Origin of the sequence: Burkholderia sp. MSMB0856, from assembly GCF_001524645.2 — a bacterium.
Lineage (GTDB): Bacteria > Pseudomonadota > Gammaproteobacteria > Burkholderiales > Burkholderiaceae > Burkholderia > Burkholderia diffusa.
In genome coordinates, this window is the sequence record NZ_CP013427.1 from 614,323 (window position 1) to 636,759 (window position 22,437).

Genomic DNA, 22,437 nt, shown 5'->3' on the forward strand with positions numbered 1-22,437 from the left:
TCTTTTTAAACGTAGATGTGTACGATCTCGGAATTGGCTGTTGACGAGAGCAAGTGCGTGTGGCCGCTTCGATCTGTTACTCCGTGTTCAATATCGCCATTCGCCCGCAGAATCACATATTCCATGTTTGCCAGCGGCGTGCCAGTAGCTTCGTCGAAGAGCTTGAAGCGATCGTCGAAGCTCGAAGGTTCGATCAAAGTAACGAATGGATCCCCGTCTGCATGAAGGCCGTATTGCGCAAGCTCGTGAAGTTTGAACGACATGGATCCGGTACTCTGTGAGGCAATTAAGCGAGGTGGGGGATCGCATTTGCAGATACAGACGTCGTTCTCGAGAGCGACCTGTTTGCCTCTCAGCAGCATGGGGCGAAATGGCGGAATATTTGCAATTCGACCAGCCGATGCGCACGTATCGCAACAGACTTCTGCACCTTCATACGCAACGGCCTTCCCGTTGTGCCTGAAGAAATTCGCTCCTTGCGTCACGGTTCCTCCGGCTGTTGTTTTGTCGCCGATTCGAATGAAGTATCGTTTCATGGAATCTCCTGTCGGTTATTGGATGGAGTTTGCCATGTGGTTTATTGAGATGCCTGTCGGAGGCTGAGAAATGGTTAACGAATGTGAATGCGGCAGCGCTGTTGAGAGGCGATTTTTCTGATTCGGGTTTGCTTCCTTGGGAAGCGGATGTTTGGCTATGGATGTCTTATAGCGGGGAAGCCGGAGGCGGAAAACGAGGGGTTAAGCACGATTGCTGAGCGCATTGAACGATATGAGGTCTTGAAGGGCGTGTCGTTGAGGCAAGGAGGATTTTTCTCAAAAAGCAAAATATTAAATTAAGCTTGTCCAAGAGTCGTCCTATCGAGAGATGCGTCTTTTCTTTTGCTTGATAATCCTATTCTTGACTCCCTGCAATATTCTTGGGATCAATCCTATGCAAATTGTGGAATTGGTTTCTTGGAGTTGGGGCCAAGTTCACTGCGTGCCTAAAGCGGTGTCGTGCGCCTGTTTTGCGATGCCGTCGAGCAGCACGTCCAGCATCGTGTCGTGCACGGCGGCCGGATCGAGCTGCGCATAGAGCGGGGCGGCCGATTTGACGAGCGGGTGCGCGGTATCGGACAGCGCATGCATTTCCGCGAGCTCGACGTCGTTCGCGGGCCGCGTGAGGCCGCCGGCCTCGGCGGCGGCGAGTCCGATCACGCTCGCATACCAGCCCACGCACACGGACGGCAGCGCGGTGCGCGGGATGCCGGCGTCGGCCAGCGCACGATGCACGGTCTCGATGTGCGCGAGATCGGCCGGCCCTGTGCTCATATGACGCTGCAGCAGCGCGAACGCGGCGGGGTGGCGCAGCGCGAGCGCGCGATACTGGCGTGCGAGATCGCGCAGCCGCTCGCGCCACGGCAGCGAAGGATCGACCGGCACGAGCGAGCGCGAGAGCGCGTTCGCGATCGCACGGCTCAGGCCCTCTTTCGACTTGAAGTGATAGAGCACGCTCATCGGGTCGCAGCCGACCGACTGCGCGAGCTTGCGCACGCTGAACGCGGCTTCGCCGACCTCTTCGAGCAGCGCGAGCGCGGCCGCGACAATCGCATCCTTGTCGAGGCCGCGCGGGCCTTGGGCGGGTTTGTCTTTCATGGAAGCAGGATGACAACGACTGTAATCTTGACGAAAGCGTATTCTACGCTGTAGAATTATTTCTGCGGTGTAGAAATTGGGTGTCCCGGCACCTTTCAATGCGTGCTTTCGCACGGTCCGGGATCCTGGCAGGCACGAGCGTGTCTGCCGTCAACACGGGCCATCGCGCCCTTTATCTCGTTGACACCCAAGTGGAACCGGCTGCCCCACCCGCGAAGCCAGAACGGCTCTTCGACAGGCGGCCCAAGACCATGCAAGTGCAATCATGACTTCCAATCACAAACCCCTGATCCAGGGTGAATCGCGTTTCGACCAGACGCAACTGAACATCGAAAAGGACAACTGGAACTGGTGCGATCCGTCGCGCTACGACGGCGAGCGGCCGGCCAACTGGTACGAGGCGTCGTTGTCGCGCCATGAAAACGGCGCGCCGCTCGCGCACGACACGGTGTGCGACGTGCTGGTGATCGGCGCGGGGCTGCTCGGCGCATCGGCCGCGCTGCACCTCGCGGAAGCGGGCGTCGACACGATTCTCGTCGACAAGCATCACGTCGGCTCCGCAGCGTCGGGCCGCAACGGCGGCCAGCTCACGCCGGGCCTCGCGCGCTGGGAAGCGGCCGACATGATCGACCATCTGTCGCACGACGACGCGAAGCGGCTGTGGCGCTTCGCGTCGGCCGAATCGATGGACTTGATCGACGCGATCGGCGCGCGTTACGCACTCGACCTCGACCGCAAGCGCGGCCACATCACGGCGGCGGTGCACCCGGGTCACATGAGCGCGCTGCTCGACGGCGCGGACGCACGCCGCCATCTCGGCGACGCCGGCGTGACGCTCGTCGGCCGCCATCAGCTGCACGACGAATACGTGCGTTCGGGGCTGTATCACGGCGCGGCGATCGACGCGACCGGCGGCCAGCTTCATCCGCTCGCGCTGGTGCGGGGCCTCGTGCACGGCTTCCGGCTGAACGGCGGCGCGCTGTACGAAGGCACCGAGGTGCTGGAGCTCGACGAGACGCCGGCGGGCGTCGTCGCGACGACGCCGGGCGGCACGATTACGGCGCGCCGTGGCGTCGTGCTCGCGCTGCACAACACGACGTTCCGGCTGCTGGACGACGGCGGCGCCACCACCGTGCCGTTCTTCACGTACGTGAGCGTGACGGCGCCGCTCGACGTCGACGTCGCGACGCTGATGCCGGCCGGCATGCCGGTGTACGACACGCAGTTCCAGATCGACTATTACCGGCCCGTGCGCGGTAACCGCCTGCTGTTCGGCGGGCAGGGCACCGGTACGTGCTGGGCGCAGCCCGACGTCAACGCGTATCTGCTGACGCGGCTGAACACGGTATTTCCGCAGCACGACGGCCGCTTCGCGCTCGACTACTGCTGGAGCGGCGTCAGCGATTTCACGCTGAACGGCGCGACCGACAGCCGCAAGACCGACGGCCGTGTGCCGATGTACATGGTGCAGGGCTGGAGCGGGCATGGCGTCGCGCAGACGGTGCGGATCGGCAAGGCGATCTGCGACGACTTCGTCGGACGCAACGACGATTTCTCGATGCTGACCGGCATCGACCACCGCGAGATTCCGCTCGGCCGGCAACTGTCGCCGATCGCAATTCCTGCCGCGAAGGCGGCGATGAGTGTGATGAGCGCGCTCAATCCGGGGCGGATGATTTCGTTCTGATCGCCGGCGTTCCGGCGTTCCGACCGCGCGCGAGCCGCCAATGAAAAAGCCCGATGCGATTGCTCGCATCGGGCTTTTTTCCGTCCGGCGACGGCGGCGCTTACGCGATGCGCTTCGCGAGTTCGACGGCCTTGCCGATGTACGACGCAGGCGTCATCGCGAGCAGGCGGTCCTTCGCGTCCTGCGGGATCGCCAGCGTGCCGACGAATTCCTGCAGCGCTTCGCGCGTGATGCCCTTGCCGCGCGTCAGTTCCTTCAGCTGCTCGTACGGGTTCTCGATGCCGTAGCGGCGCATCACCGTCTGCACCGGCTCCGCGAGCACTTCCCAGCAGTTGTCGAGGTCTTCGTTCAGGCGCTGCGGGTTCACTTCGAGCTTGTCGAGGCCGCGGATCAGCGAGTCGTACGCGAGCAGCGAGTAGCCGAGTGCGACGCCCATGTTGCGCAGCACCGTCGAGTCGGTCAGGTCGCGCTGCCAGCGCGACACCGGCAGCTTGTCGGCGAGGTGGCGCAGCGTCGCGTTCGCGAGGCCGAGGTTGCCTTCCGAGTTCTCGAAGTCGATCGGGTTGACCTTGTGCGGCATCGTCGACGAGCCGATTTCACCCGCCTTCGTCTTCTGCTTGAAGTAGCCGACCGAGATGTAGCCCCACACGTCGCGGTCGAGGTCGAGCAGGATCGTGTTCGCGCGCGCGACCGCATCGAACAGCTCGGCCATGTAGTCGTGCGGCTCGATCTGGATCGTGTACGGGTTGAAGGTGAGCTTGAGGCGGTTCTCGATCACGTCGCGCGAGAACGCTTCCCAGTCGAATTCCGGATACGCGGAAAGATGCGCGTTGAAGTTGCCGACCGCGCCGTTCATCTTGCCGAGGATCTCGACCTTCTCGATGCGCGTGATCGCGCGCGCGAGGCGGGCGGCGACGTTCGCGAGCTCCTTGCCGAGCGTCGTCGGGCTGGCCGGCTGGCCGTGCGTGCGCGACAGCATCGGCTGCTCGGCATGCGCGTGCGACAGCGCGACGAGGCGCTGGTGGACCGTGCGCAGCGCCGGCACGATCACGTGCTCGCGCGCGCCGGCGAGCATCATCCCGTGCGACGTGTTGTTGATGTCCTCGGACGTGCACGCGAAGTGGATGAATTCGCTGGCCTTCTCGAGTTCGGCCTGGCCCTTGACCGATTCCTTCAGCCAGTATTCGACGGCCTTCACGTCGTGGTTCGTCACGCGCTCGATTTCCTTGATGCGCGCGGCGTCGTGCGCGGTGAAGCGCTCGGCGAGCTGCAGCAGGAATTGTTCGGAGGCGTCCGAGAAGCGCGGGACTTCCGCGAAGCCGGCGCGCGACAGCGCGATCAACCAGTGCACCTCGACGGTGACGCGGTGGCGCATGAAGGCGGCTTCGGAGAGCCAGTCGCGCAGCGCTTCGGTCTTGCTGGCGTAGCGGCCGTCGATGGGCGAGAGCGCGGTGAGGGCGAAAAGCGTATCGGGACGAGTGTCGGACATGATCGGGCGTGGCCTTTGGGGCCGGTGCGAACGAGGGGAGGAGAATCCGGCATTTTACCATTGGCGCGGGGCGATTCCGGCCGAACCGGTCCGGCCGCCGCCGCCGTGGGCGATCGGCACGCGTGCGGGCGCCCGGGCGGCGCGCAAGCCGTCCGCCGGCCGGCGCCCGGGCCGGCTCGCCGGGCTGGCCGCCGCACCGCCGGGCCGGCCCGCCCGCCGGTAGAATGCAGGCTTCCTCCCGACCGCCGCCCGTCGCGCCCGCCTGCATGGAACTGAAATGGCTCGAAGACTTCGTCTCGCTCGCGGAAACGCGCAGCTTTAGCCGGTCCGCCGAACTGCGGCACGTGTCGCAGCCCGCGTTCTCGCGGCGCATCCAGGCGCTCGAGGCGTGGCTCGCGACCGAACTGATCGATCGTTCGGTTTATCCGACGCGGCTCACGCAGGCCGGCCAGATCTTCTACGAGCAGGCGCTGACGATGCTGTCGCAGGCGCACGAGGCGCGCACGCTGCTGCGCGGCCACGTCGGCGCGCCGGTGCCGACCATCGAGTTCGCGGTGCCGCATACGCTGTCGCTCACGTATTTTCCGCGCTGGCTGCAGCGGATCGAAGCGAAGATGGGGCAGGTCCACACGCGGCTGCGCGCGCTGAACGTGCACGACGCCGTGCTGTCGCTGGTCGAGGGCGGCTGCGATCTCGTGATGGGCTACCACCACCCGAGCCACCCCGTCGCGCTCGATCCGGCCCGCTACGACATGCTGGTCCTCGGCAGCGAGCCGATCAGCGCATTTTCGGCGCCGGGCCGCGCGGGCCGGCCGCGCTACACGCTGCCGGGCACGGCCGAGGCGCGCGTGCCGTACTTGTCGTATACGCCGAACGCGTATCTCGGCCGGATGACCGAAGTCATCGTTGCGAACGCACCGACGTCGCTGTTCCTCGATCGCGTGTACGAAACCGACATGGCCGAAGGACTGAAGGCGATGGCGCTCGCGGGCCACGGCGTCGCGTTCCTGCCGCACAGCGCCGTCGAGGATGCGGTGGCCAGCGGCCGCTTGATCCGGCTCGACCGGTCCGCGCGCGGCGGCACGCACCCGTTCACGCTGACGATGGAGATCCGCCTGTACTGCGACAAGCTCGCGCTGCAGGGCGACGACCCGCATCAGAAGCTCGTGCGCGCGCTGTGGGAAGTCGTGCGCGACGAGCTGCGCGAAACCGCCGGTTAACCGTGGGCGGTTAACCGCGCCAGCCGAGCGCGCGCCGCCGCCGCCGCGCTTGCCGCGCCCGTCGGACGCTTGTCCGGCGGGCGTTCCGCGTATTTCCCCGCCGATTTTTCGCCGACGCGATGCACGACCGATCGCGGGCGTTCTTGCGCAAATCGACCGTGGATTTGCGAAAAATCGCGATCATGCAAGAAACGCATAATCGAATAAGCAAACGGCATTGGATAAAAAAAACGGGTTTTTCGACAATGTGCGCAATCCGTTGAACGTTGGAGCGTCCATGTCTTCGCAACTGCAGTCCATCCCGTCCTACCTTCATGCCGACGATCTCGGCCCGTGGGGCAACTACCTTCAGCAGGTCGATCGCGTCGCACCGTACCTCGGTTCGCTGTCGCGCTGGCTGGAAACGCTGAAGCGTCCGAAGCGCATCCTGATCGTCGACGTGCCCATCGAGCTCGACAACGGTACCGTCGCGCACTTCGAGGGCTATCGCGTGCAGCACAACGTGTCGCGCGGTCCGGGCAAGGGCGGCGTGCGCTACCACCAGGACGTGACGCTGTCGGAAGTGATGGCGCTGTCGGCATGGATGTCGGTGAAGAACGCGGCCGTGAACGTGCCGTACGGCGGTGCGAAGGGCGGCATCCGCGTCGACCCGCGCAAGCTGTCGCGCGGTGAGCTCGAACGCGTGACGCGTCGCTACACCAGCGAAATCGGCATCATCATCGGCCCGAACACCGACATTCCGGCACCGGACGTCAACACCAACGAACAGGTGATGGCGTGGATGATGGACACGTTCTCGATGAACCAGGGCCAGACGTCGACCGGCGTCGTGACCGGCAAGCCGATCTCGCTCGGCGGTTCGCTCGGCCGCAAGGAAGCGACGGGCCGCGGCGTGTTCGTCGTCGGTTGCGAGGCGGCGAAGAAGAAGGGCCTCGAGATCGAAGGCGCGCGCATCGCGGTGCAGGGCTTCGGCAACGTCGGCGGCATCGCGGCGAAGCTGTTCCAGGAAGCGGGTTCGAAGGTGATCGCGGTGCAGGATCACACGGGCACGATCTACCAGCCGGCCGGCCTCGATTCGAACAAGCTGCTCGACCACGTCGCACGCACGGGCGGCGTCGCGGGCTTCGAAGGCGCCGAACCGATGCCGAACGACGAGTTCTGGACGGTCGAGACCGACATCCTGATCCCGGCGGCACTGGAAAACCAGATCACCGAGAAGAACGCATCGAAGATCCGCACGAAGATCATCGTCGAAGGCGCGAACGGCCCGACGACGACGGCGGCCGACGACATCCTGAGCGCGAACGGCGTGCTCGTGATCCCCGACGTGATCGCGAACGCGGGCGGCGTGACCGTGTCGTACTTCGAGTGGGTGCAGGACTTCTCGAGCTTCTTCTGGACGGAAGACGAGATCAACCACCGTCTCGAGCGCGTGATGCGCGAAGCGTTCGCCGGCGTGTGGGCGGTCGCGGAAGAGCACAAGGTGTCGGTGCGTACGGCGGCGTTCATCGTTGCGTGCAAGCGCATCCTGATGGCGCGCGAAATGCGCGGCCTGTATCCCTGATCGGTCATTTCCGAGTCGATCGGATGACTATGACAAAAGCATGACGCAATCCACCCGATTGTGTGCATGAACCCTCGCGGGCGGTGCCGAATCCGGCACCGCCCGCGTGTGCATTCAGGCGCTGCAGGAGGCGCGCGAAGCCGGGAGGACGGCTTCGTACAGGACGATTCGTAGTACGGTAAACAACCAGTACTTTCAAAAATATTACTTTGATACACTGGCGCGGGTTTTAGCCAAGGAGATGACCAAAATGAAATACCAGAAGGCAGTCCTGATGGTCGCGGCGCTCTGCGCGTTCGCGAGCGGCGCGCATGCACAGGAGACCGGCACGCTGAAGAAGATCAAGGACACGGGCGTGATCGCGCTGGGCCACCGCGAATCGTCGATTCCGTTCTCCTACTATGACCAGAACCAGCAGGTCGTCGGTTATTCGCGCGAATTCCAGATGAAGGTCGTGGACGCGGTGAAGAAGAAGCTGAACCTGCCGAACCTGCAGGTCAAGAATATCCCGGTGACGTCGCAGAACCGCATCCCGCTCGTGCAGAACGGCACGGTGGACATCGAGTGCGGCTCGACGACCAACAACACGGAGCGTCAGCAGCAGGCCGCATTCTCCGACACGATCTTCGTGATCGGCACGCGCCTGATGACGAAGAAGGATTCGGGCGTGAAGGACTTCGCGGACCTGAAGGGCAAGACGGTCGTGACCACCGCCGGCACGACGTCCGAGCGCCTGCTGCGCAAGATGAACAACGACAAGCAGCTGGGCATGAACATCATCAGCGCGAAGGACCACGGCGACTCGTTCAACACGCTCGAGTCGGGCCGCGCGGTCGCGTTCATGATGGACGACGCGCTGCTCGCGGGCGAACGCGCGAAGGCGAAGCAGCCGGGCGAGTGGGTGATCGTCGGCACGCCGCAGTCGGAAGAGGCGTACGGCTGCATGATGCGCAAGGGCGATGCTGACTTCAAGAAGGTCGTCGACGACGCGATCTCGCAAGTCGAGAAATCGGGCGAAGCCGCGAAGATCTACGCGAAGTGGTTCGAGAACCCGATCCCGCCGAAGGGGCTGAACCTGAACTTCCCGCTGTCCGATTCGATGAAGAAGCTGTACGCGAACCCGAACGACAAGGCGCTCGACTGACCACGCTGCCGTTGACGCAGAAATGACGCTACTGAAACGGAAGAGGCCTCGCTTCTTCCGTTTCTTTTTGCTGGAGTCTTGCCCATGTCTTACCACTGGAACTGGGGCATCTTCCTGAGCCCCGTCTCGACCGGCGAGCCGACGACTTACTTCGGATGGCTGATGTCCGGATTCTGGGTGACGATCGAGGTGTCGCTCGTCGCCTGGGTCGTCGCGCTGATCGTCGGTTCGCTGTTCGGCGTGCTGCGCACGGTGCCGAACAAATGGCTGTCCGCGATCGGCACCGTCTACGTGTCGATCTTCCGGAACATCCCGCTGATCGTGCAGTTCTTCGTCTGGTACCTCGTCGTGCCCGAACTGCTGCCCGCGTCGATCGGCACCTGGATCAAGCAGTTGCCGCCCGGCACGCAGTTCTTCACCGCGTCGATCATCTGTCTCGGCTTGTTCACGGGCGCGCGCGTGTGCGAACAGGTACGCTCGGGGATCAACGCGCTGCCGAAGGGCCAGCGCGCAGCCGGCCTCGCGATGGGCTTCACGCAATGGCAGACGTACCGCTACGTGCTGCTGCCGGTTGCATACCGGATCATCGTGCCGCCGCTCACGTCCGAGTTCCTGAACATCTTCAAGAACTCGGCGGTCGCGTCGACGATCGGCCTGCTCGACCTGTCCGCGCAGGCCCGACAGCTTGTCGACTACACCGCGCAGACCTACGAGTCGTTCATCGCGGTGACGCTCGCGTACGTGCTCATCAACCTCGTCGTGATGGCGTTCATGCGCTGGATCGAAGGCCGCACGCGGCTGCCCGGCTACATCGGAGGCAAGTGATGCATCAGTTCGACTGGAGTAGTATTCCCGGCGCGATCCCGACGCTGTGGACGGGGGCGATCGTCACGTTCAAGATCACGCTGATCGCGATCGTCATCGGCATCGTCTGGGGCACGCTGCTGGCGCTGCTGCGGCTGTCCGGCGTGAAGCCGCTCGAGTGGTTCGCGAAGGCATACGTGACGGTGTTCCGCTCCATCCCGCTCGTGATGGTGCTGCTGTGGTTCTTCCTGATCGTGCCGCAGGTGCTGCAGGGTGTGCTCGGGCTGTCGCCGACGATCGACATCCGGCTTGCGTCGGCGATGGTCGCGTTCTCGCTGTTCGAAGCCGCGTATTATTCCGAGATCATCCGCGCCGGTATCCAGGCGGTGCCGCGCGGGCAGGTGAACGCCGCGTTCGCGCTCGGCATGAACTACGCGCAGGCCATGCGCCTCGTGATCCTGCCGCAGGCGTTCCGCGCGATGGTGCCGCTGTTGCTCACGCAGGCGATCGTCCTGTTTCAGGACACGTCGCTCGTGTACGTGATCAGCCTCGCGGACTTCTTCCGCACGGCCGCCAACATCGGCGATCGCGACGGCACGACCGTCGAGATGGTCCTGTTCGCGGGTGCATGCTATTTCGTGATTTGCTCGGTGGCGTCTGCCCTCGTCAAAGGTCTCCAGAAAAAGGTCACAAGATGATTTCCATCAAGAACGTTTCGAAGTGGTACGGCCAGTTTCAGGTCCTCGCCGATTGCACGACCGAGGTGAAGAAAGGCGAAGTGGTCGTGGTGTGCGGCCCGTCGGGCTCGGGCAAGTCGACGCTGATCAAGACCGTGAACGGCCTCGAGCCGTTCCAGCAGGGCGAGATCCTCGTGAACGGCCAGTCGGTCGGCGACAAGAAGACGAACCTGTCGAAGCTGCGCTCGAAGGTCGGGATGGTGTTCCAGCATTTCGAGCTGTTTCCGCATCTGTCGATCACCGAGAACCTGACGCTCGCACAGATCAAGGTGCTCGGCCGCGGCAAGGACGAAGCGACCGAGAAGGGCATGAAGCTGCTCGATCGCGTCGGCCTGAAGGCGCATGCGCACAAGTTTCCGGGCCAGTTGTCGGGCGGCCAGCAGCAGCGGGTCGCGATCGCGCGCGCGCTGTCGATGGACCCGATCGCGATGCTGTTCGACGAACCGACGTCCGCGCTCGATCCGGAAATGATCAACGAAGTGCTCGACGTGATGGTCGAGCTCGCGCAGGAAGGGATGACGATGATGGTCGTCACGCACGAAATGGGCTTCGCGAAGAAGGTCGCCCATCGCGTGATCTTCATGGACAAGGGCGCGATCGTCGAGGACGACCGCAAGGACGATTTCTTCTCGAATCCGAAGTCGGATCGCGCGAAGGACTTCCTCGCGAAAATCCTGCACTGAGCGCTCGTGCGTCGCGCGCTTCATGCGCGCGGCATGCGCAAACCGCCCGGCCGAACGCCGGGCGGTTTTTTTTCGCCGGTCGCCCGTCGGCCGCCGGCGGCGACGGACCGATTCCGGCACCGGGCGTCACCAGCTGTAGCGGTAACCGACCTGCCCGGTGACGCCGCGCCGGTAATCGCCGCCGATGTTGCGCGCATATTTCACGTTCGCGTACAACTCGCCCGACTTGCCGAAGCCCGCGGTCACGCCAAGGCCGAGCTCGTACCATGTGCGGCCCAGGTGCGTCGCGAACGGCGTGCCGCCGACGACGGTCTGGCCAGGCGACAGGAAGTCGTGCAGCACGTCGGCCGTGAAGTACGGCGTCGCGGCGCCGCCGCCCGCGTTCGCATCGAGGTTCGGCCGGAAAATGCGCACGCCGACGCGTCCGCGCAACGCACTGGTCGTCGTGCCCGACACGGCCGACACGTTGTCGTTGAACCCGTTCAGCTTCAGGTACTGGTACATCAGCTGCGCCTGCGGCTCGACCGCGATCGGCGTGCCGCCGATCCCGAACGGCTTGCCGACCTCCTGCGACAGTGCGATGCCGAAGCCGTTCTGCGATGCCTCGTTGCCGTAGCTGTCGCGATAGCGGTTGCCGTAGTGCGTGACCTGGCCGACGCTGTCGAAGTAAGTGCCGTCGGACAGGTAACGCGTCCAGTAGCCGCCGACGCTCTGCGCGTGCATCTCGACCGAGCCCGTCGATGTCGACAGGCCTGCCGTGCCGGCGCGTGCCATGTCGCTGAAGCTCGCGTTCGCGACGCCGATGCTCGCCGTCACGCCCGCATGCGTGCTGCCGCCGGCCGGCGCCTGGTCGAGCGTCCAGTCCTTGCCGAACTGCGCGAAGAACGTGCGCTCGTCGGCCGCGAAGCGGCCCGCGTTCGCATCGAGGCTCTGTCCGCCCACGCGGCCCCAGACGCCGTCGCGGTTGCCCGGCGCCTGCTTCTCGAGGTTGTAGATGTCGCCGACGCGCTCGTGCAGCTTGCCGAGCGTCGAGAAGCCGTAGTCGGCGTTCAGCAGCGGCGTCATCGCATAGCCTGCAACGCCCGGACGGTACGCGAGATTGCCGCCGCCGCCGTTGATGACGTTCGGACCGACCGGATCGCCCGGGTCCGTCGGGTCGAGTTGCGAGCGCAGATACCAGCCGTTCGCATCGCTCTGGCCGCCGCGGTAGAGCCGGTATTCGTATGCGCCCGCCTGCACCGGGCCCGCGAGATGGAACGCCGATGCGGAGGTCGTGCCGCCGTTGGTCGTGACGACCACCGGAATACCGTCGCCCGTCGTCTGCGCGCCGGTGCCGGCCGTGTTCGCGACCTTCAGCCCCGTCGTGCCCGTCGCGGCGCCGCCGTTCACGATCAGCCGGTCGGTCGGCGACGCATCGGCGCCGAGATAGGTGTTCAGCGCGATCGTGCCGCCGTTGCCGACATAACTGCCCGTCGTCAGCGTCCGGTAGCTGCCTGCCGCCGTCGGTGCGCCGGACGGCGCGGCGAACGCGACCAGACCTGCGTTGTTCAGGCTGCTCAGCACGGAGCTACCGGTCATGTGCCACGTGCTCGTGCCGTCGACGGTCAGCGCGACCGGGTCGATCTTGCCGGTGAGGGTCGTGCCGTTCGTCAGGAACACGTTGCCGGTGCTCGACGCGTCCGACACGATGTCGCCGGCGAGATTCACGGCCGATGCGTTGAAGGTCGCGGTGCTGCCGTTCGCGAGGTCCAGCAGCGTGCCGTTGCCGGCCGTCACGACGGTGCCGTTGCGCACCGCGATATCGACCGTGCCGCCGCGCGCGGCGAACGCCGGCCCGGCGATGGACGCGACGCTGCCGCCGTCGACGAGCACGGCGCTGGTCGCGCCGGTCGCGAGCGTGTCGGTGCTCAGCACGCCGGCCGTCGCGCCCTTGAGCGTCGTGCCGGTCAGCGCGAGCACGCCGCCACCATCGACCGTCGCGCCGTTGCCGGCCGCGCTCGCGATCGACGAACCCGTGTCGCCGATGCGGCCGCCGTTCCGTGCGACGAGGCCGTCGGCCGCCGTACCCGCCGTGGACACCTTCGCGCCCGACAGCAGGGCGGTCGCGCCGCTGCCCGCGACGATCGCGTGCGCGCCGGCACCCGTCGTCGCGACGGTCGTACCGTCGGCGGCGAGCGTCGAATCCGTGCCCGTCACGAAGAGGCCGCGCGCGTCGTCGCCGGCGGTGCGCACGACGGTCGCCGCGTCGGTCGCGATGTGCGCGCCGGCGCCCGTCGACGACAGTCCGTCGGCGCCGTTGCCGGTCGTGCCGATCTGCGTGCCCGACAGCACGATCGTCGTGTTCGCGCCGAGGTTGTCGATGCCCTTGCCGGCGCCGCCCACCGCGATCGACGTCGCGCCGGCCGCGATCCCGCCGCCCGACACGGTCGAGTCGATCAGCACGCCGTCGGCGCTGCCGTTCGCGACGACGGTGCCCGCGCCCGACAGCGCGACCGACGCACCGGACCCCGTCAGGTGCACGCCGGCGATGCCGTCGTCCGCCTCGATCGTGCCCGCGTTGGCGAGCGTGGCCGACGCGCCCTGCACGAGCGCGCCGGTGCCGTTCGATACGCGGATCGCCGATGCGTTGTTCACCGTGCCCAGCGTGCCGGCCACGACCCCCGTCGAGCCGGCGCCGGTCAGCAGCACCGTATTGCGGTTCTCGAGCGTGCCGAGGTTTTGCGCGACGAAGCCGGTCACGCCGGCCGTCGACGACGCGACCGCCGCGTTGTTGGTCAGCGTCGTCGCCACCGGCGTACCGGCGTTCGCGCCGCTGAGCGCGTGTGCCTGGCCGTCGACGGTGCCCGCGATCGCGCCGGCCGCATTCAGGTCGATGGTCGCGCCCGAGTCGATCGTGCCATTCGCACCGCCTTCGACCGCGACCGCGATGCCGTTCGCGCCGTTGACGTTGTAGGTGGCGTGGCCGGTGGACAGCGTCGTGCCGGCGCCCGTCGCGAGCACGCCGCGCGCGCGCTGGCCGTTCACGTCGGTCGTCAGCGTGCCGGCCGCCGACGCGCCCGTGTAGGCCGCGCCGCCCGCGATGCGGAACAGCGTCGAATCGTCGGTATCGACGCTCAGATGCTGCGCGGCGACATTGATCTTCGAGCCGGCGCCGTATGCGTAGAAGCCGGTCTGGTTCGTGCCCGACATGAAGGCCGGCACGGCGTTGGCGTCGACGTTGATCGTCGCGCCCGAGCGTGCATGGACGCCGATCGCACCGTTGCCGGTCGGGTTGAGCGCGCCGTCGACCGTGGCCTTCGCGCGCGGCCCTTCGGCCCACACGCCGTAGTTGCGCGTGTCCGACGCCGGATCGAGCCCGCCGGCCACGTTGATCGTGCCGGTCGACGTCGCGGCCGTCGCGGTCGCACCGGTGCCGACCACCATGATGCCAATGCCGTTCACGCCATTCAGCGTGATCGTGCCCGTGTTGGTCACGGTCGCGGCCGTATTGGCCGCGAGCATGCCGACGTTGGCGAACGGCGTGCCGGGTGCCGCGCCATTCACGGCGATCGTGCCCGCGTTGCGCAGCGTGCCGGACGTCGACTCGATGCTCGCCATCCCGGCGCCGTTTTGCGTCTGCGAGCCGATCACGATCGAGCCGAGGTTGCTGGCGGTGCCCGATGCGCCGAGCAGGATCCCGTATGAATGCGCGGACAGCGCGACGTCGTTCGCCGCTGCCCCCGGTCCGTACTGGGCCGCGCGGCCGAGATAGATTGTGCCGCCGGCGGCGTTCGTGAAGGTGCCGCCGGCCGCGAGGCCGCCGATCACCTGGCTGTCGAGCGTCGTCGCGTTGACGCCGACGTTGATCGTGCCGGCGTTCGACGCGTTCGCACCGCTCGTCACGGCCACCGCGTAGTTCTGCAGGTCGGGGCGGTTGCCGTCGAGCGTCCACGCGCCGACGTTCATCACGCCGTTGTTGACGAACGAGGTGCCCGTGCCGCTCGCGTACACGCCGTTGCCCTCGGTGTACGCGTGGAAGCCGAAGTTGTCGGGCGGCGCGCTGCCGCTCGTGTCGAAATTGTCGCCGGACGCGTAGCCGGACGAGATCGTGCCGTTGTTGACGCCGCTTGCGCCGCTCAGCAGGCGCACCAGCGTGAAGTCGCCCGACAGGCGCCCGTCGTTGACGAAGTGCGCGCCGTTTTCCGCGAGGACGGCCGAACTCGACGCGATCGTGTTGGTGCCGCGGAAGTCGATCTGGCCGTCCTTGCCGATCTGCAGCGTCGCGTTCGCGCCGGTGCCGTGCATTGCCGACAGGTGATCGATCGGGAGCGTGTTCTTGTCGCCGGCGGACACGTTGTTCGCGTACTGGAAGATTTCCTTCGAGAACGTGACGGCCTGGCCGAACGCCGTGTCGTAGGCGGCCTGCGAGCCGAGCGCGCCGCTCTGGACCGAGCGCACCAGGAAGTCGTTGTACGCGGCGAGCGACGCGGCGTCGGTGACGGTCCATGTGCTGCCGTCGAATGCGGTGAAGGTACCCGCGTAGGCCGGGACGTCGAGCTGGAGATTGCCGACGGCACCGCCGCTCGCGAGATAGTCGCCGGTGCCGAGCCAGACCTGGTTGCGCGAATTCCAGTTGACGATGCTCTTTGCCGAACCGGTGCCGTCCGCGAAGGTCAGGTCGGTCTGCTTCGGCGCGATCGAGATCGCGTTGCCGGCCGAGTCGGGCGCGTTCGCGGCGTTGCCGATCGACACGTTCAGCGTGCCGCCGGTGTTGTCGACGGTGCCGATCCGCAGGTTCACGTACTGGTTGCCGTTTACGTCATGGTAGACGGGCACGTTGGTCGAGCCGGCCGTCGACGCGGCGAACGCGGACGAGTTGTACGTGGCGATCGACGTATGGGTGCCCGTGATCGTGTCGGGCGTGCTGACGCTCTGCGTCTTGCCGCCGAGCGACAGCAGCGGCTGGTTCGGGTTGCCCGACACGATAGACGTATTGCCGATCGGCGTGAGCGTATAGCCGGGGTCGCCGGCGGCGCCCGTCCATGCACCCGTCACGCCGACCGTGTCGCCGCCCGACACGGTCGTGGCGCCGGCCCGGTTGTCGTTGACGGTCGGGCTGACGCTGCCGAGCGCGCAACTGCCGCCGCTTGCGACCGCCGAACCGTTACCGCAGGTCGATGCGTACGCGGAGCCGGCCGACAGCGCGGCCAGCGCGGCACCGAGCGCGGCGACGCGCAACGGCGAGCGGCGGATGGCCGTGCGGCCCGCACGGCGGCTTGCGGCCGATTGGCTGCCCGAACGCTTGCCGCGCGCCCGGGCCGTTTCCGCAACCGCGACCCAGCAGCCGGCGGTTTCGCTCCATATCGATCGAAATGAGTGATTCACGACAAGCCCCTCTCTCTTTATTTGAACTGGTATTCGCCGTATGCGGCGAATGCGCATTCCACGGTGACGTGTATTTCGAATGGGCGTGCGGCAGCCGGGGCTGCGTCGAGTGCCAATCAGGATGCGTTACACCGAAGATGGAGCGAGTCTACTAATCGAGGAGGTTGCCGATTTTCGAAAAATTAAGATATGTGAGGATGCTAACGGTATGGGGTGGTATTTCTGAATTGTGTGGTTAATCGAACTGAAAGCCTTGGTGGGGAAGGGTTTGGCAGGTTTTTCTATAGACCGGCCGGAATCGTTCGGTCGGTGGGATAGCGCACGGTCGGTATTTGGTTTGTGCTTTATTCTATGGTTTCCGGATTATCCGCTTTAGATCGCTCTTGTCTTGTTTTTCGCCGATGAACTATTTTTACTCGAAAATTAATAAAATAAAAGCGAATGTTGCATGTCGATGATCGCATGCATCTAATGGCGATCTGAATGAAACGTGTAACGTCATCGGGCGCAGACCTTCACTGCCGGTGATCGCCGGGTCGTGACGTTCGTATACACGCGGAAGGCGGGAAAGCGGGCGCCCGACGGCGCGGCGCGCTCAGAAGTCGATCGGGTCGTCGGCGTCGTCCGCGGTGCCGGCCGCCAGTGCCTCGCGCCGCACACCGCCGCACGGCGCGGACGCCGATGCGTCGAGCGCCGGGTTGCGCAGCTTCTCGAGTACGCGTTCGGGCACCGGAATCTGCATCCGCGCGGCGACGTCGCCGCACTGGAACATGATCAGCTCGCCCGGTTCGAACGAGGTCCAGATTTCGTTGTCGGTCAACGGCTGCGTGGCGATCACCGCGACGCGATCCTCGGGCGTCGTATATTTCGCGAAGTCGATCGACAGGTCTTCGTCGACCAGATGCGCGGTCGAGAACGGCCAGCGCCGCACGAGGTAGTGCAGCCGCGTCGAGCAGTGCGCGAAGAGCGCCTGGCCGTTCGACATCAGGAAGTTGAACACGCCGTGATCGGTGATGCCGCGCGTCAGCTCGCCGACGCGCTCGAACAGCTCCGGCAACGGCGGCTGCGCGCCGGGGAACGCTTCGCGCAGCCCCTGCATCAGCACGCAGAACGCCTTCTCGCTGTCGGTCGTGCCGACCGGATGGTAGACGCTGCCGTCGAGGTCGGGTTCGTAGTCCTGCAGATCGCCGTTATGCGCGAAGATCCAGTGCCGCCCCCACAGCTCGCGCATGAACGGGTGGCTGTTCTCGAGCAGGATGTGGCCCTGCGTGGCCTTGCGGATGTGCGCGATCGTGTTCTTGGACTTGATCGGGTAGCGCTTCACCATTTCGGCGATCGGCGACGTGGCCGACGCCTGATGGTCGACGAAGAGCCGACAGGCTTTATCTTCGAAGAACGCGATCCCCCAGCCGTCGGCATGGTGATCGGTGAGGCCGCCCCGGGCCGCGAAACCTGTGAAGGAGAATGTTACGTCCGTCGGCGCGGCGCAGTTCATTCCTAGGAGTTGGCACATTTTACTTGGGGCGGGGGCGGAAGCGGGGTAACCAACCGGGTGAACCCCGGTACAATGTGGCTTCTAGCATATCACCGAGCCTTGAGCGGTAAAAAGCGGATTCCGCCGGCCGAAGGCCTCGTGTTGCGGTTTGCCGTCAGTCGGCCCGCGCACGTGCGTTCCGGCCCCGCAGATGGCCAGCCCGTTCCTCACGACGCCTCCTATGACTGCCTCGAACGCTTCCTCTCCGGCGACGCTCACGCTCGCCCGTCCCGACGACCTGCACCTGCACCTGCGCGACGGCGACATGCTGGCCGCGGTGCTGCCGCACACGGCGCGCCAGTTCGCCCGCGCGATCGTCATGCCGAACCTGAAGCCGCCCGTCACGACCACCGCGCAGGCGCAGGCCTATCGCGAGCGAATCCTGGCCGCGCTGCCGGCGGGCATGGCGTTCGAGCCGCTGATGACGCTGTACCTGACCGACAACACGGCGCCCGACGAAATCCGCCGCGCGCGCGACAGCGGCTTCGTGCACGGCGTGAAGCTGTATCCGGCCGGCGCGACGACGAACTCCGATCACGGCGTCAGCGATCTCGCGAAGTGCGCGAAGACGCTCGAGGTCATGCAGGAAACCGGCATGCCGCTGCTCGTGCACGGCGAGGTGACCGATCCGGCGATCGACATGTTCGATCGCGAGAAGGTGTTCATCGACCGCGTGATGACGCCGCTGCGCCGCGATTTCCCGGGCCTGAAGGTCGTGTTCGAGCACATCACGACGAAGGACGCGGCCGACTACGTGCGCGACGCCGACGCGGCGCCGGGCCTGCTCGGCGCGACGATCACGCCGCAGCACATGCTGTACAGCCGCAACGCGCTGTTCGTCGGCGGGATTCGCCCGCATTACTACTGCCTGCCGGTGCTGAAGCGCGAAACGCACCGCGTCGCGCTCGTCGAAGCGGCGACGTCGGGCAACCCGCGCTTCTTCCTCGGTACCGACAGCGCGCCGCACGCGCGCGGCGCGAAGGAAACCGCGTGCGGGTGCGCGGGCTGCTACACGGCGCTGCACGCGCTCGAGCTGTATGCGGAAGCGTTCGACCAGGCCGGCGCGCTCGACAAGCTGGAGAATTTCGCGAGCCGCTTCGGCGCCGATTTCTACGGGCTGCCGCGCAGCACCGAGACGATCACGCTGCGCCGCGAGACCTGGGAACTGCCGCGCGAGGTCTTCGCGGGCGATACGCCGGTCGTCCCGCTGCGCGCCGGCGAAACGATCGGCTGGAAATTCGCGTGACCGGTACGCCGCCGCGCGGGGCCGGCCTGACGGCCGGCGGCGGGGCGGCGGTATTCGCGCAGATCGACTGGTCGGCGCCGTGGCTCGCGCCTTACGCGGCGCCCGGTCGTACGCTGCAGGCGGCGGCGCTCACGGGCGAGACCGTGTTGCTCGATGCGTTGAACGGCGCGCTGCGCGGCGGTACGCGGGCGAGCGGCCGAGGCCGGTCGCTGCGCTTCGTGCCGCAGGCGGAGCTGCCGCCAGGCATCGCATACGAAACGCATATCGCCGACACGGGCGGCGTCCCGACCCGCCACAATCTTCACGACTTCTTCAATGCGCTCGTCTGGTTCGCGTATCCGCGCACCAAGGCCGCGCTGAACGCACGCCAGGCCGCGGCGATCGACGCCGCGGGCGGCGTCGGTCCTGTGCGCGGCACGCTGCGCGATGCGCTCACTCTGTTCGACGAGAACGCCGCGCTGTTCGTGACGGCCGACCGCGCGCTCGCCGACGCGCTGCGCGGCTTCAACTGGCAGCAACTGCTAGTGGCGGCGCGCGACGCGTGGGGCACGCGCTGCGAGGCGCGGCTCGTCGGCCATGCGCTGCTCGAGAAGCTCGTCGTGCCGTACAAGTCCTGCACCGCGCACACGTGGATCGTCGAAGTGAGTGACGACTATTTCTCGTGGCCCGACGCGCAGCGTGCCGCGCACGTCGATGAGCGGATCGCCGGCGAACTTGCGACCCGTGACCTGACGAGCCGCGATTTCGCGCCGCTCCCGGTGCTCGGCGTGCCGGGCTGGTGTGACGCGAATGCCGTGCCCGCGTTCTACGACGATCCGGCGGTTTTCCGCAGCGGCCGCCGTTCGCGCGCTGCCGGCGGCGGCGCGCAGTGCTAGAATGCGCGTCGCAAAGCAGGCCAGGCAGTCGCGGCCTCGTCGCCTTCGGGCAGGCGAGGGCGAGGAAAGTCCGGACTCCACAGGGCAGGGTGATGGCTAACGGCCATCCGTGGCGACACGCGGAACAGGGCAACAGAAAGCAAACCGCCGATGGCCCGGCGCAAGCCGGGATCAGGTAAGGGTGAAACGGTGCGGTAAGAGCGCACCGCGGCGACGGCGACGTCCGCCGGCACGGTAACCTCCACCCGGAGCAATTCCAAGTAGGCAGGCGCGCATTTTCGGATGCAGGACGGTGCCCCCGTCTCGTCTGCGGGTAGGAAGCTTGAGCGCGTCAGCAATGGCGCGCCTAGAGGAATGGCTGCCACGCGCCGTGCGCTTCGGCGTGCAGCGTGCACAGAATCCGGCTTATCGGCCTGCTTTGCCGTTCGAATGCGAAAGGGCCGGCGCTCCGTCAGGAGCGCCGGCCCTTTTTTTCATCCGTGGCTGCTAGGCGTTCAGGCCGCGACGATGTCGAACGAATGCGTGAGCTCGGCCGTCTTCGCGATCATGATCGACGCGGAGCAGTACTTGTCGTGCGACAGGTTGATCGCGCGTTCGACCGTGGCCGGGTTCAGGTTGCGGCCCGTGACGGTGAAGTGGAAGTGGACCTTCGTGAACACCTTCGGATCTTCGCTCGCGCGTTCGGCCTTCAGCGTGACCGAGCAGCCGGTGACTTCCTGACGGCTCTTCTTCAGGATCAGCACGACGTCGTACGCGGTGCAGCCGCCGGTGCCGACCAGCACCATTTCCATCGGGCGCGGTGCGAGATTATGGCCACCGCCTTCCGGTGCGCCGTCCATCGCGACGAGGTGTCCGCTTCCGGTCTGAGCGGAAAACGCCATGCCGTCCTGACCCATCCAGCTTACTTTGCATTCCATGCTTGCACTCCAGCGTTGCCTGATTCGAATTCGATCGTGCATTGTAGCCCGCAGTGCAACGGTCGGCTGATGCGCTGCACGACGTGCAACGTCGCGCCGCCGCACGCGGCGCCTGGCGGCGCGCCGAACGCCGATTTCCCTGCCTGCTTTAGGGGTTTTGCTCTAGATGTGGCGGACTTCCGGTTGCATCCTTGTTTTCCAATCGATTGATTTTAAAAGAGAAAACGTGACCTGGCGACGAAATCACCCATATTCCACATTATGGTTGTGAATTTCGCAATGCAAATTTTCTTGTGAAGTCGCCGGCGCATTCGTATAATGAGCCTCATTGGTTGTCGCGCTGCGGCAACCTCCGCATGTCTCCTCCACCCTCCTCCTAAGGTGGATTAAGCCCGAACCAGCCGTTCGGGCTTTTTTTCGTCCCATGCAAGCATCGACGCGCAGTTTGCGCGCTTCGATGTCGGTCGTTGACTCTCTGTCTTTGACTCCGTTTACGTGGGCTGTCGTCCGGCTGCCTGCGATGCCGCGCCGGTTGGCGTGTCGGTCGAGCCGGCCGCAGGGGATGAGACCTGTGCGGCCGACGCGTGGCCATGACCGCGCGCGCAGAAGTGGCGCACGCGTTCGCGTACCGCGCGCAGGCGGGCGATGCGATCTTCGGCATGGGTGCCGCGGGCGTCGGCGATACGGGCGTCGAGTGCGTCGAGCTTGGCGTCGCAGCCGGCCCGGGCGGCGACGGCGGGCGCCGCGGCGGCCAGCAGCGCGGCCGCGAGAAGAGGCGTAAGTCGTTGTTTCATCATGCTTGTTTGTTGTTTTTCCGTTGTCGGCCAGTCTGGCGCGGCAAGGTCAGGTGCCGCGCGTCGATGGGTGCCTCCGAGGGCGCTCGGTTCGCCTGGCATATCGGGGCACGACCGGATTTTGGCGCATTTCGGGCGCCGCCGGCACGGGACGTGGATTCTTTTTGACCGCGCTCCCGTATTTCCTTTATAATTCAGGGCTTTTCCGCATTCATGCCCACGGAAAAAGAACAGGGAGAGCCTGCACCGCGCCTCGAAGCGCACACAGACAAGCAGGAAGAACACATCGGGCAAAGCATTTTTTTTGGATCGATCATGAAGACGTTTTCCGCAAAAGCCCATGAGGTGACGCGCGAATGGTACGTGATTGACGCGACGGATAAGGTTCTCGGCCGTGTTGCCAGCGAAGTGGCACGCCGTCTGCGCGGCAAGCACAAGCCTGAGTTCACCCCGCACGTCGACACTGGTGATTTCATCATCATCATCAACGCAAGCAAGTTGAAGGTCACGGGCAACAAGACTCTGGACAAGAAGTACTACCGTCACTCGGGCTACCCGGGCGGTATCTATGAAACGACGTTCGGCAAGATGCAAGAACGCTTCCCGGGCCGCGCGCTCGAGAAGGCGGTCAAGGGCATGCTGCCGAAGGGCCCGCTCGGCTACGCGATGATCAAGAAGCTGAAGGTCTACGCTGAAGCGACGCATCCGCACTCGGCTCAACAGCCGAAAGCGCTCGAGATCTAAG

At 65.7% G+C, this 22,437-nt stretch carries 17 protein-coding genes and 1 other RNA gene; 11 read left to right on the plus strand and 7 right to left on the minus strand.

What is annotated here, in order from left to right; all coding sequences use genetic code 11:
• Nucleotides 1–5: 5 nt before the first annotated feature.
• Nucleotides 6–536, minus strand: a complete 531-nt coding sequence (locus WS87_RS34205) for a PAAR domain-containing protein (protein WP_236873201.1) — start codon at nt 534–536, stop codon at nt 6–8.
• 435 nt (nt 537–971) lie between these two features.
• Nucleotides 972–1,634: a TetR/AcrR family transcriptional regulator gene (locus tag WS87_RS03980; protein ID WP_059820441.1), complete on the minus strand. Its 663-nt coding sequence runs from the start codon at nt 1,632–1,634 to the stop codon at nt 972–974.
• 265 nt (nt 1,635–1,899) lie between these two features.
• Between WS87_RS03980 and WS87_RS03985 the strand changes: the two genes are divergently transcribed.
• The gene (locus tag WS87_RS03985; protein ID WP_059820442.1) at nt 1,900–3,321 is read left to right on the plus strand and encodes an NAD(P)/FAD-dependent oxidoreductase; all 1,422 of its coding nucleotides are present in this window, start codon (nt 1,900–1,902) and stop codon (nt 3,319–3,321) included.
• A gap of 100 nt (nt 3,322–3,421) precedes the next feature.
• On the opposite strand, the gene purB is transcribed toward WS87_RS03985, so the two are convergent.
• A complete protein-coding gene (gene purB, locus WS87_RS03990; protein ID WP_059820443.1) occupies nt 3,422–4,810 on the minus strand; it encodes an adenylosuccinate lyase in 1,389 nt (462 codons plus the stop codon).
• Nucleotides 4,811–5,076: 266 nt separating this feature from the next.
• Here purB and WS87_RS03995 point away from each other — a divergent pair, with 266 nt between their 5' ends.
• From WS87_RS03995 to WS87_RS04025, 6 genes are all read left to right on the plus strand, one after another.
• Nucleotides 5,077–6,030 carry a LysR substrate-binding domain-containing protein gene (locus tag WS87_RS03995; RefSeq protein WP_059535314.1) on the plus strand — a complete coding sequence of 318 codons (954 nt, stop codon included), beginning with the start codon at nt 5,077–5,079 and terminating at the stop codon, nt 6,028–6,030.
• A gap of 277 nt (nt 6,031–6,307) precedes the next feature.
• The gene (locus tag WS87_RS04005; RefSeq protein WP_059465395.1) at nt 6,308–7,594 is read left to right on the plus strand and encodes a Glu/Leu/Phe/Val family dehydrogenase; all 1,287 of its coding nucleotides are present in this window, start codon (nt 6,308–6,310) and stop codon (nt 7,592–7,594) included.
• Between the two features lie 250 nt (nt 7,595–7,844).
• Entirely contained in the window at nt 7,845–8,738 is an 894-nt protein-coding gene (locus WS87_RS04010) for a glutamate/aspartate ABC transporter substrate-binding protein (RefSeq protein WP_059820512.1), read from the plus strand.
• A gap of 84 nt (nt 8,739–8,822) precedes the next feature.
• A complete protein-coding gene (locus WS87_RS04015; RefSeq protein ID WP_059535316.1) occupies nt 8,823–9,563 on the plus strand; it encodes an amino acid ABC transporter permease in 741 nt (246 codons plus the stop codon).
• Nucleotides 9,563–10,240: a glutamate/aspartate ABC transporter permease GltK gene (gene gltK / locus WS87_RS04020; RefSeq protein WP_059535318.1), complete on the plus strand. Its 678-nt coding sequence runs from the start codon at nt 9,563–9,565 to the stop codon at nt 10,238–10,240. Before WS87_RS04015 ends, gltK begins: the two co-directional genes overlap by 1 nt.
• Entirely contained in the window at nt 10,237–10,962 is a 726-nt protein-coding gene (locus WS87_RS04025; protein ID WP_059465398.1) for an amino acid ABC transporter ATP-binding protein, read from the plus strand. The genes gltK and WS87_RS04025 overlap by 4 nt, the downstream gene beginning before the upstream one ends.
• 126 nt (nt 10,963–11,088) lie before the next feature.
• Here the strand turns inward: WS87_RS04025 and WS87_RS04030 are convergent, their stop codons facing one another.
• Nucleotides 11,089–16,326, minus strand: a complete 5,238-nt coding sequence (locus tag WS87_RS04030; RefSeq protein ID WP_059820445.1) for an autotransporter outer membrane beta-barrel domain-containing protein — start codon at nt 16,324–16,326, stop codon at nt 11,089–11,091.
• A gap of 595 nt (nt 16,327–16,921) precedes the next feature.
• Nucleotides 16,922–17,839 (minus strand): class II glutamine amidotransferase, encoded by a 918-nt coding sequence (locus WS87_RS04035; RefSeq protein ID WP_059820446.1) that lies wholly within the window; start codon nt 17,837–17,839, stop codon nt 16,922–16,924.
• Between the two features lie 202 nt (nt 17,840–18,041).
• On the opposite strand from WS87_RS04035, the gene pyrC reads away from it, so the two are divergent.
• From pyrC to rnpB, 3 genes are all read left to right on the plus strand, one after another.
• On the plus strand, nt 18,042–19,106 hold the full coding sequence (gene pyrC / locus WS87_RS04040) for a dihydroorotase (protein ID WP_059689071.1): 1,065 nt from the start codon (nt 18,042–18,044) through the stop codon (nt 19,104–19,106).
• The gene (locus WS87_RS04045; RefSeq protein WP_059820447.1) at nt 19,103–19,981 is read left to right on the plus strand and encodes a DUF3025 domain-containing protein; all 879 of its coding nucleotides are present in this window, start codon (nt 19,103–19,105) and stop codon (nt 19,979–19,981) included. The genes pyrC and WS87_RS04045 overlap by 4 nt, the downstream gene beginning before the upstream one ends.
• Nucleotides 19,982–19,993: 12 nt before the next feature.
• An RNA gene (gene rnpB, locus WS87_RS04050) (RNase P RNA component class A) lies at nt 19,994–20,405 on the plus strand.
• Between the two features lie 70 nt (nt 20,406–20,475).
• On the opposite strand, the gene WS87_RS04055 is transcribed toward rnpB, so the two are convergent.
• Together WS87_RS04055 and WS87_RS04060 are read right to left on the minus strand one after the other, a co-directional pair.
• Nucleotides 20,476–20,940 (minus strand): OsmC family protein, encoded by a 465-nt coding sequence (locus WS87_RS04055; protein WP_082721941.1) that lies wholly within the window; start codon nt 20,938–20,940, stop codon nt 20,476–20,478.
• 449 nt (nt 20,941–21,389) lie between these two features.
• The gene (locus WS87_RS04060) at nt 21,390–21,695 is read right to left on the minus strand and encodes a DUF1090 family protein (protein ID WP_059820448.1); all 306 of its coding nucleotides are present in this window, start codon (nt 21,693–21,695) and stop codon (nt 21,390–21,392) included.
• 312 nt (nt 21,696–22,007) lie between these two features.
• Here WS87_RS04060 and rplM point away from each other — a divergent pair, with 312 nt between their 5' ends.
• Complete coding sequence (gene rplM, locus WS87_RS04065) at nt 22,008–22,436, plus strand: 50S ribosomal protein L13 (protein ID WP_009687896.1); 429 nt, start codon at nt 22,008–22,010, stop codon at nt 22,434–22,436.
• The last annotated feature ends 1 nt before the right edge of the window (nt 22,437 follow it).

What these genes read in the sequence shown, in the direction of transcription:
- WS87_RS34205 (WP_236873201.1), bottom strand. Translation starts at nt 536, where the DNA reads ATGAAACGATACTTCATTCGAATCGGCGACAAAACAACAGCCGGAGGA.
- WS87_RS03980 (WP_059820441.1), bottom strand. Translation starts at nt 1,634, where the DNA reads ATGAAAGACAAACCCGCCCAAGGCCCGCGCGGCCTCGACAAGGATGCG.
- WS87_RS03985 (WP_059820442.1), top strand. Translation starts at nt 1,900, where the DNA reads ATGACTTCCAATCACAAACCCCTGATCCAGGGTGAATCGCGTTTCGAC.
- purB (WP_059820443.1), bottom strand. Translation starts at nt 4,810, where the DNA reads ATGTCCGACACTCGTCCCGATACGCTTTTCGCCCTCACCGCGCTCTCG.
- WS87_RS03995 (WP_059535314.1), top strand. Translation starts at nt 5,077, where the DNA reads ATGGAACTGAAATGGCTCGAAGACTTCGTCTCGCTCGCGGAAACGCGC.
- WS87_RS04005 (WP_059465395.1), top strand. Translation starts at nt 6,308, where the DNA reads ATGTCTTCGCAACTGCAGTCCATCCCGTCCTACCTTCATGCCGACGAT.
- WS87_RS04010 (WP_059820512.1), top strand. Translation starts at nt 7,845, where the DNA reads ATGAAATACCAGAAGGCAGTCCTGATGGTCGCGGCGCTCTGCGCGTTC.
- WS87_RS04015 (WP_059535316.1), top strand. Translation starts at nt 8,823, where the DNA reads ATGTCTTACCACTGGAACTGGGGCATCTTCCTGAGCCCCGTCTCGACC.
- gltK (WP_059535318.1), top strand. Translation starts at nt 9,563, where the DNA reads ATGCATCAGTTCGACTGGAGTAGTATTCCCGGCGCGATCCCGACGCTG.
- WS87_RS04025 (WP_059465398.1), top strand. Translation starts at nt 10,237, where the DNA reads ATGATTTCCATCAAGAACGTTTCGAAGTGGTACGGCCAGTTTCAGGTC.
- WS87_RS04035 (WP_059820446.1), bottom strand. Translation starts at nt 17,839, where the DNA reads ATGTGCCAACTCCTAGGAATGAACTGCGCCGCGCCGACGGACGTAACA.
- pyrC (WP_059689071.1), top strand. Translation starts at nt 18,042, where the DNA reads ATGACTGCCTCGAACGCTTCCTCTCCGGCGACGCTCACGCTCGCCCGT.
- WS87_RS04055 (WP_082721941.1), bottom strand. Translation starts at nt 20,940, where the DNA reads ATGCACGATCGAATTCGAATCAGGCAACGCTGGAGTGCAAGCATGGAA.
- WS87_RS04060 (WP_059820448.1), bottom strand. Translation starts at nt 21,695, where the DNA reads ATGATGAAACAACGACTTACGCCTCTTCTCGCGGCCGCGCTGCTGGCC.
- rplM (WP_009687896.1), top strand. Translation starts at nt 22,008, where the DNA reads ATGAAGACGTTTTCCGCAAAAGCCCATGAGGTGACGCGCGAATGGTAC.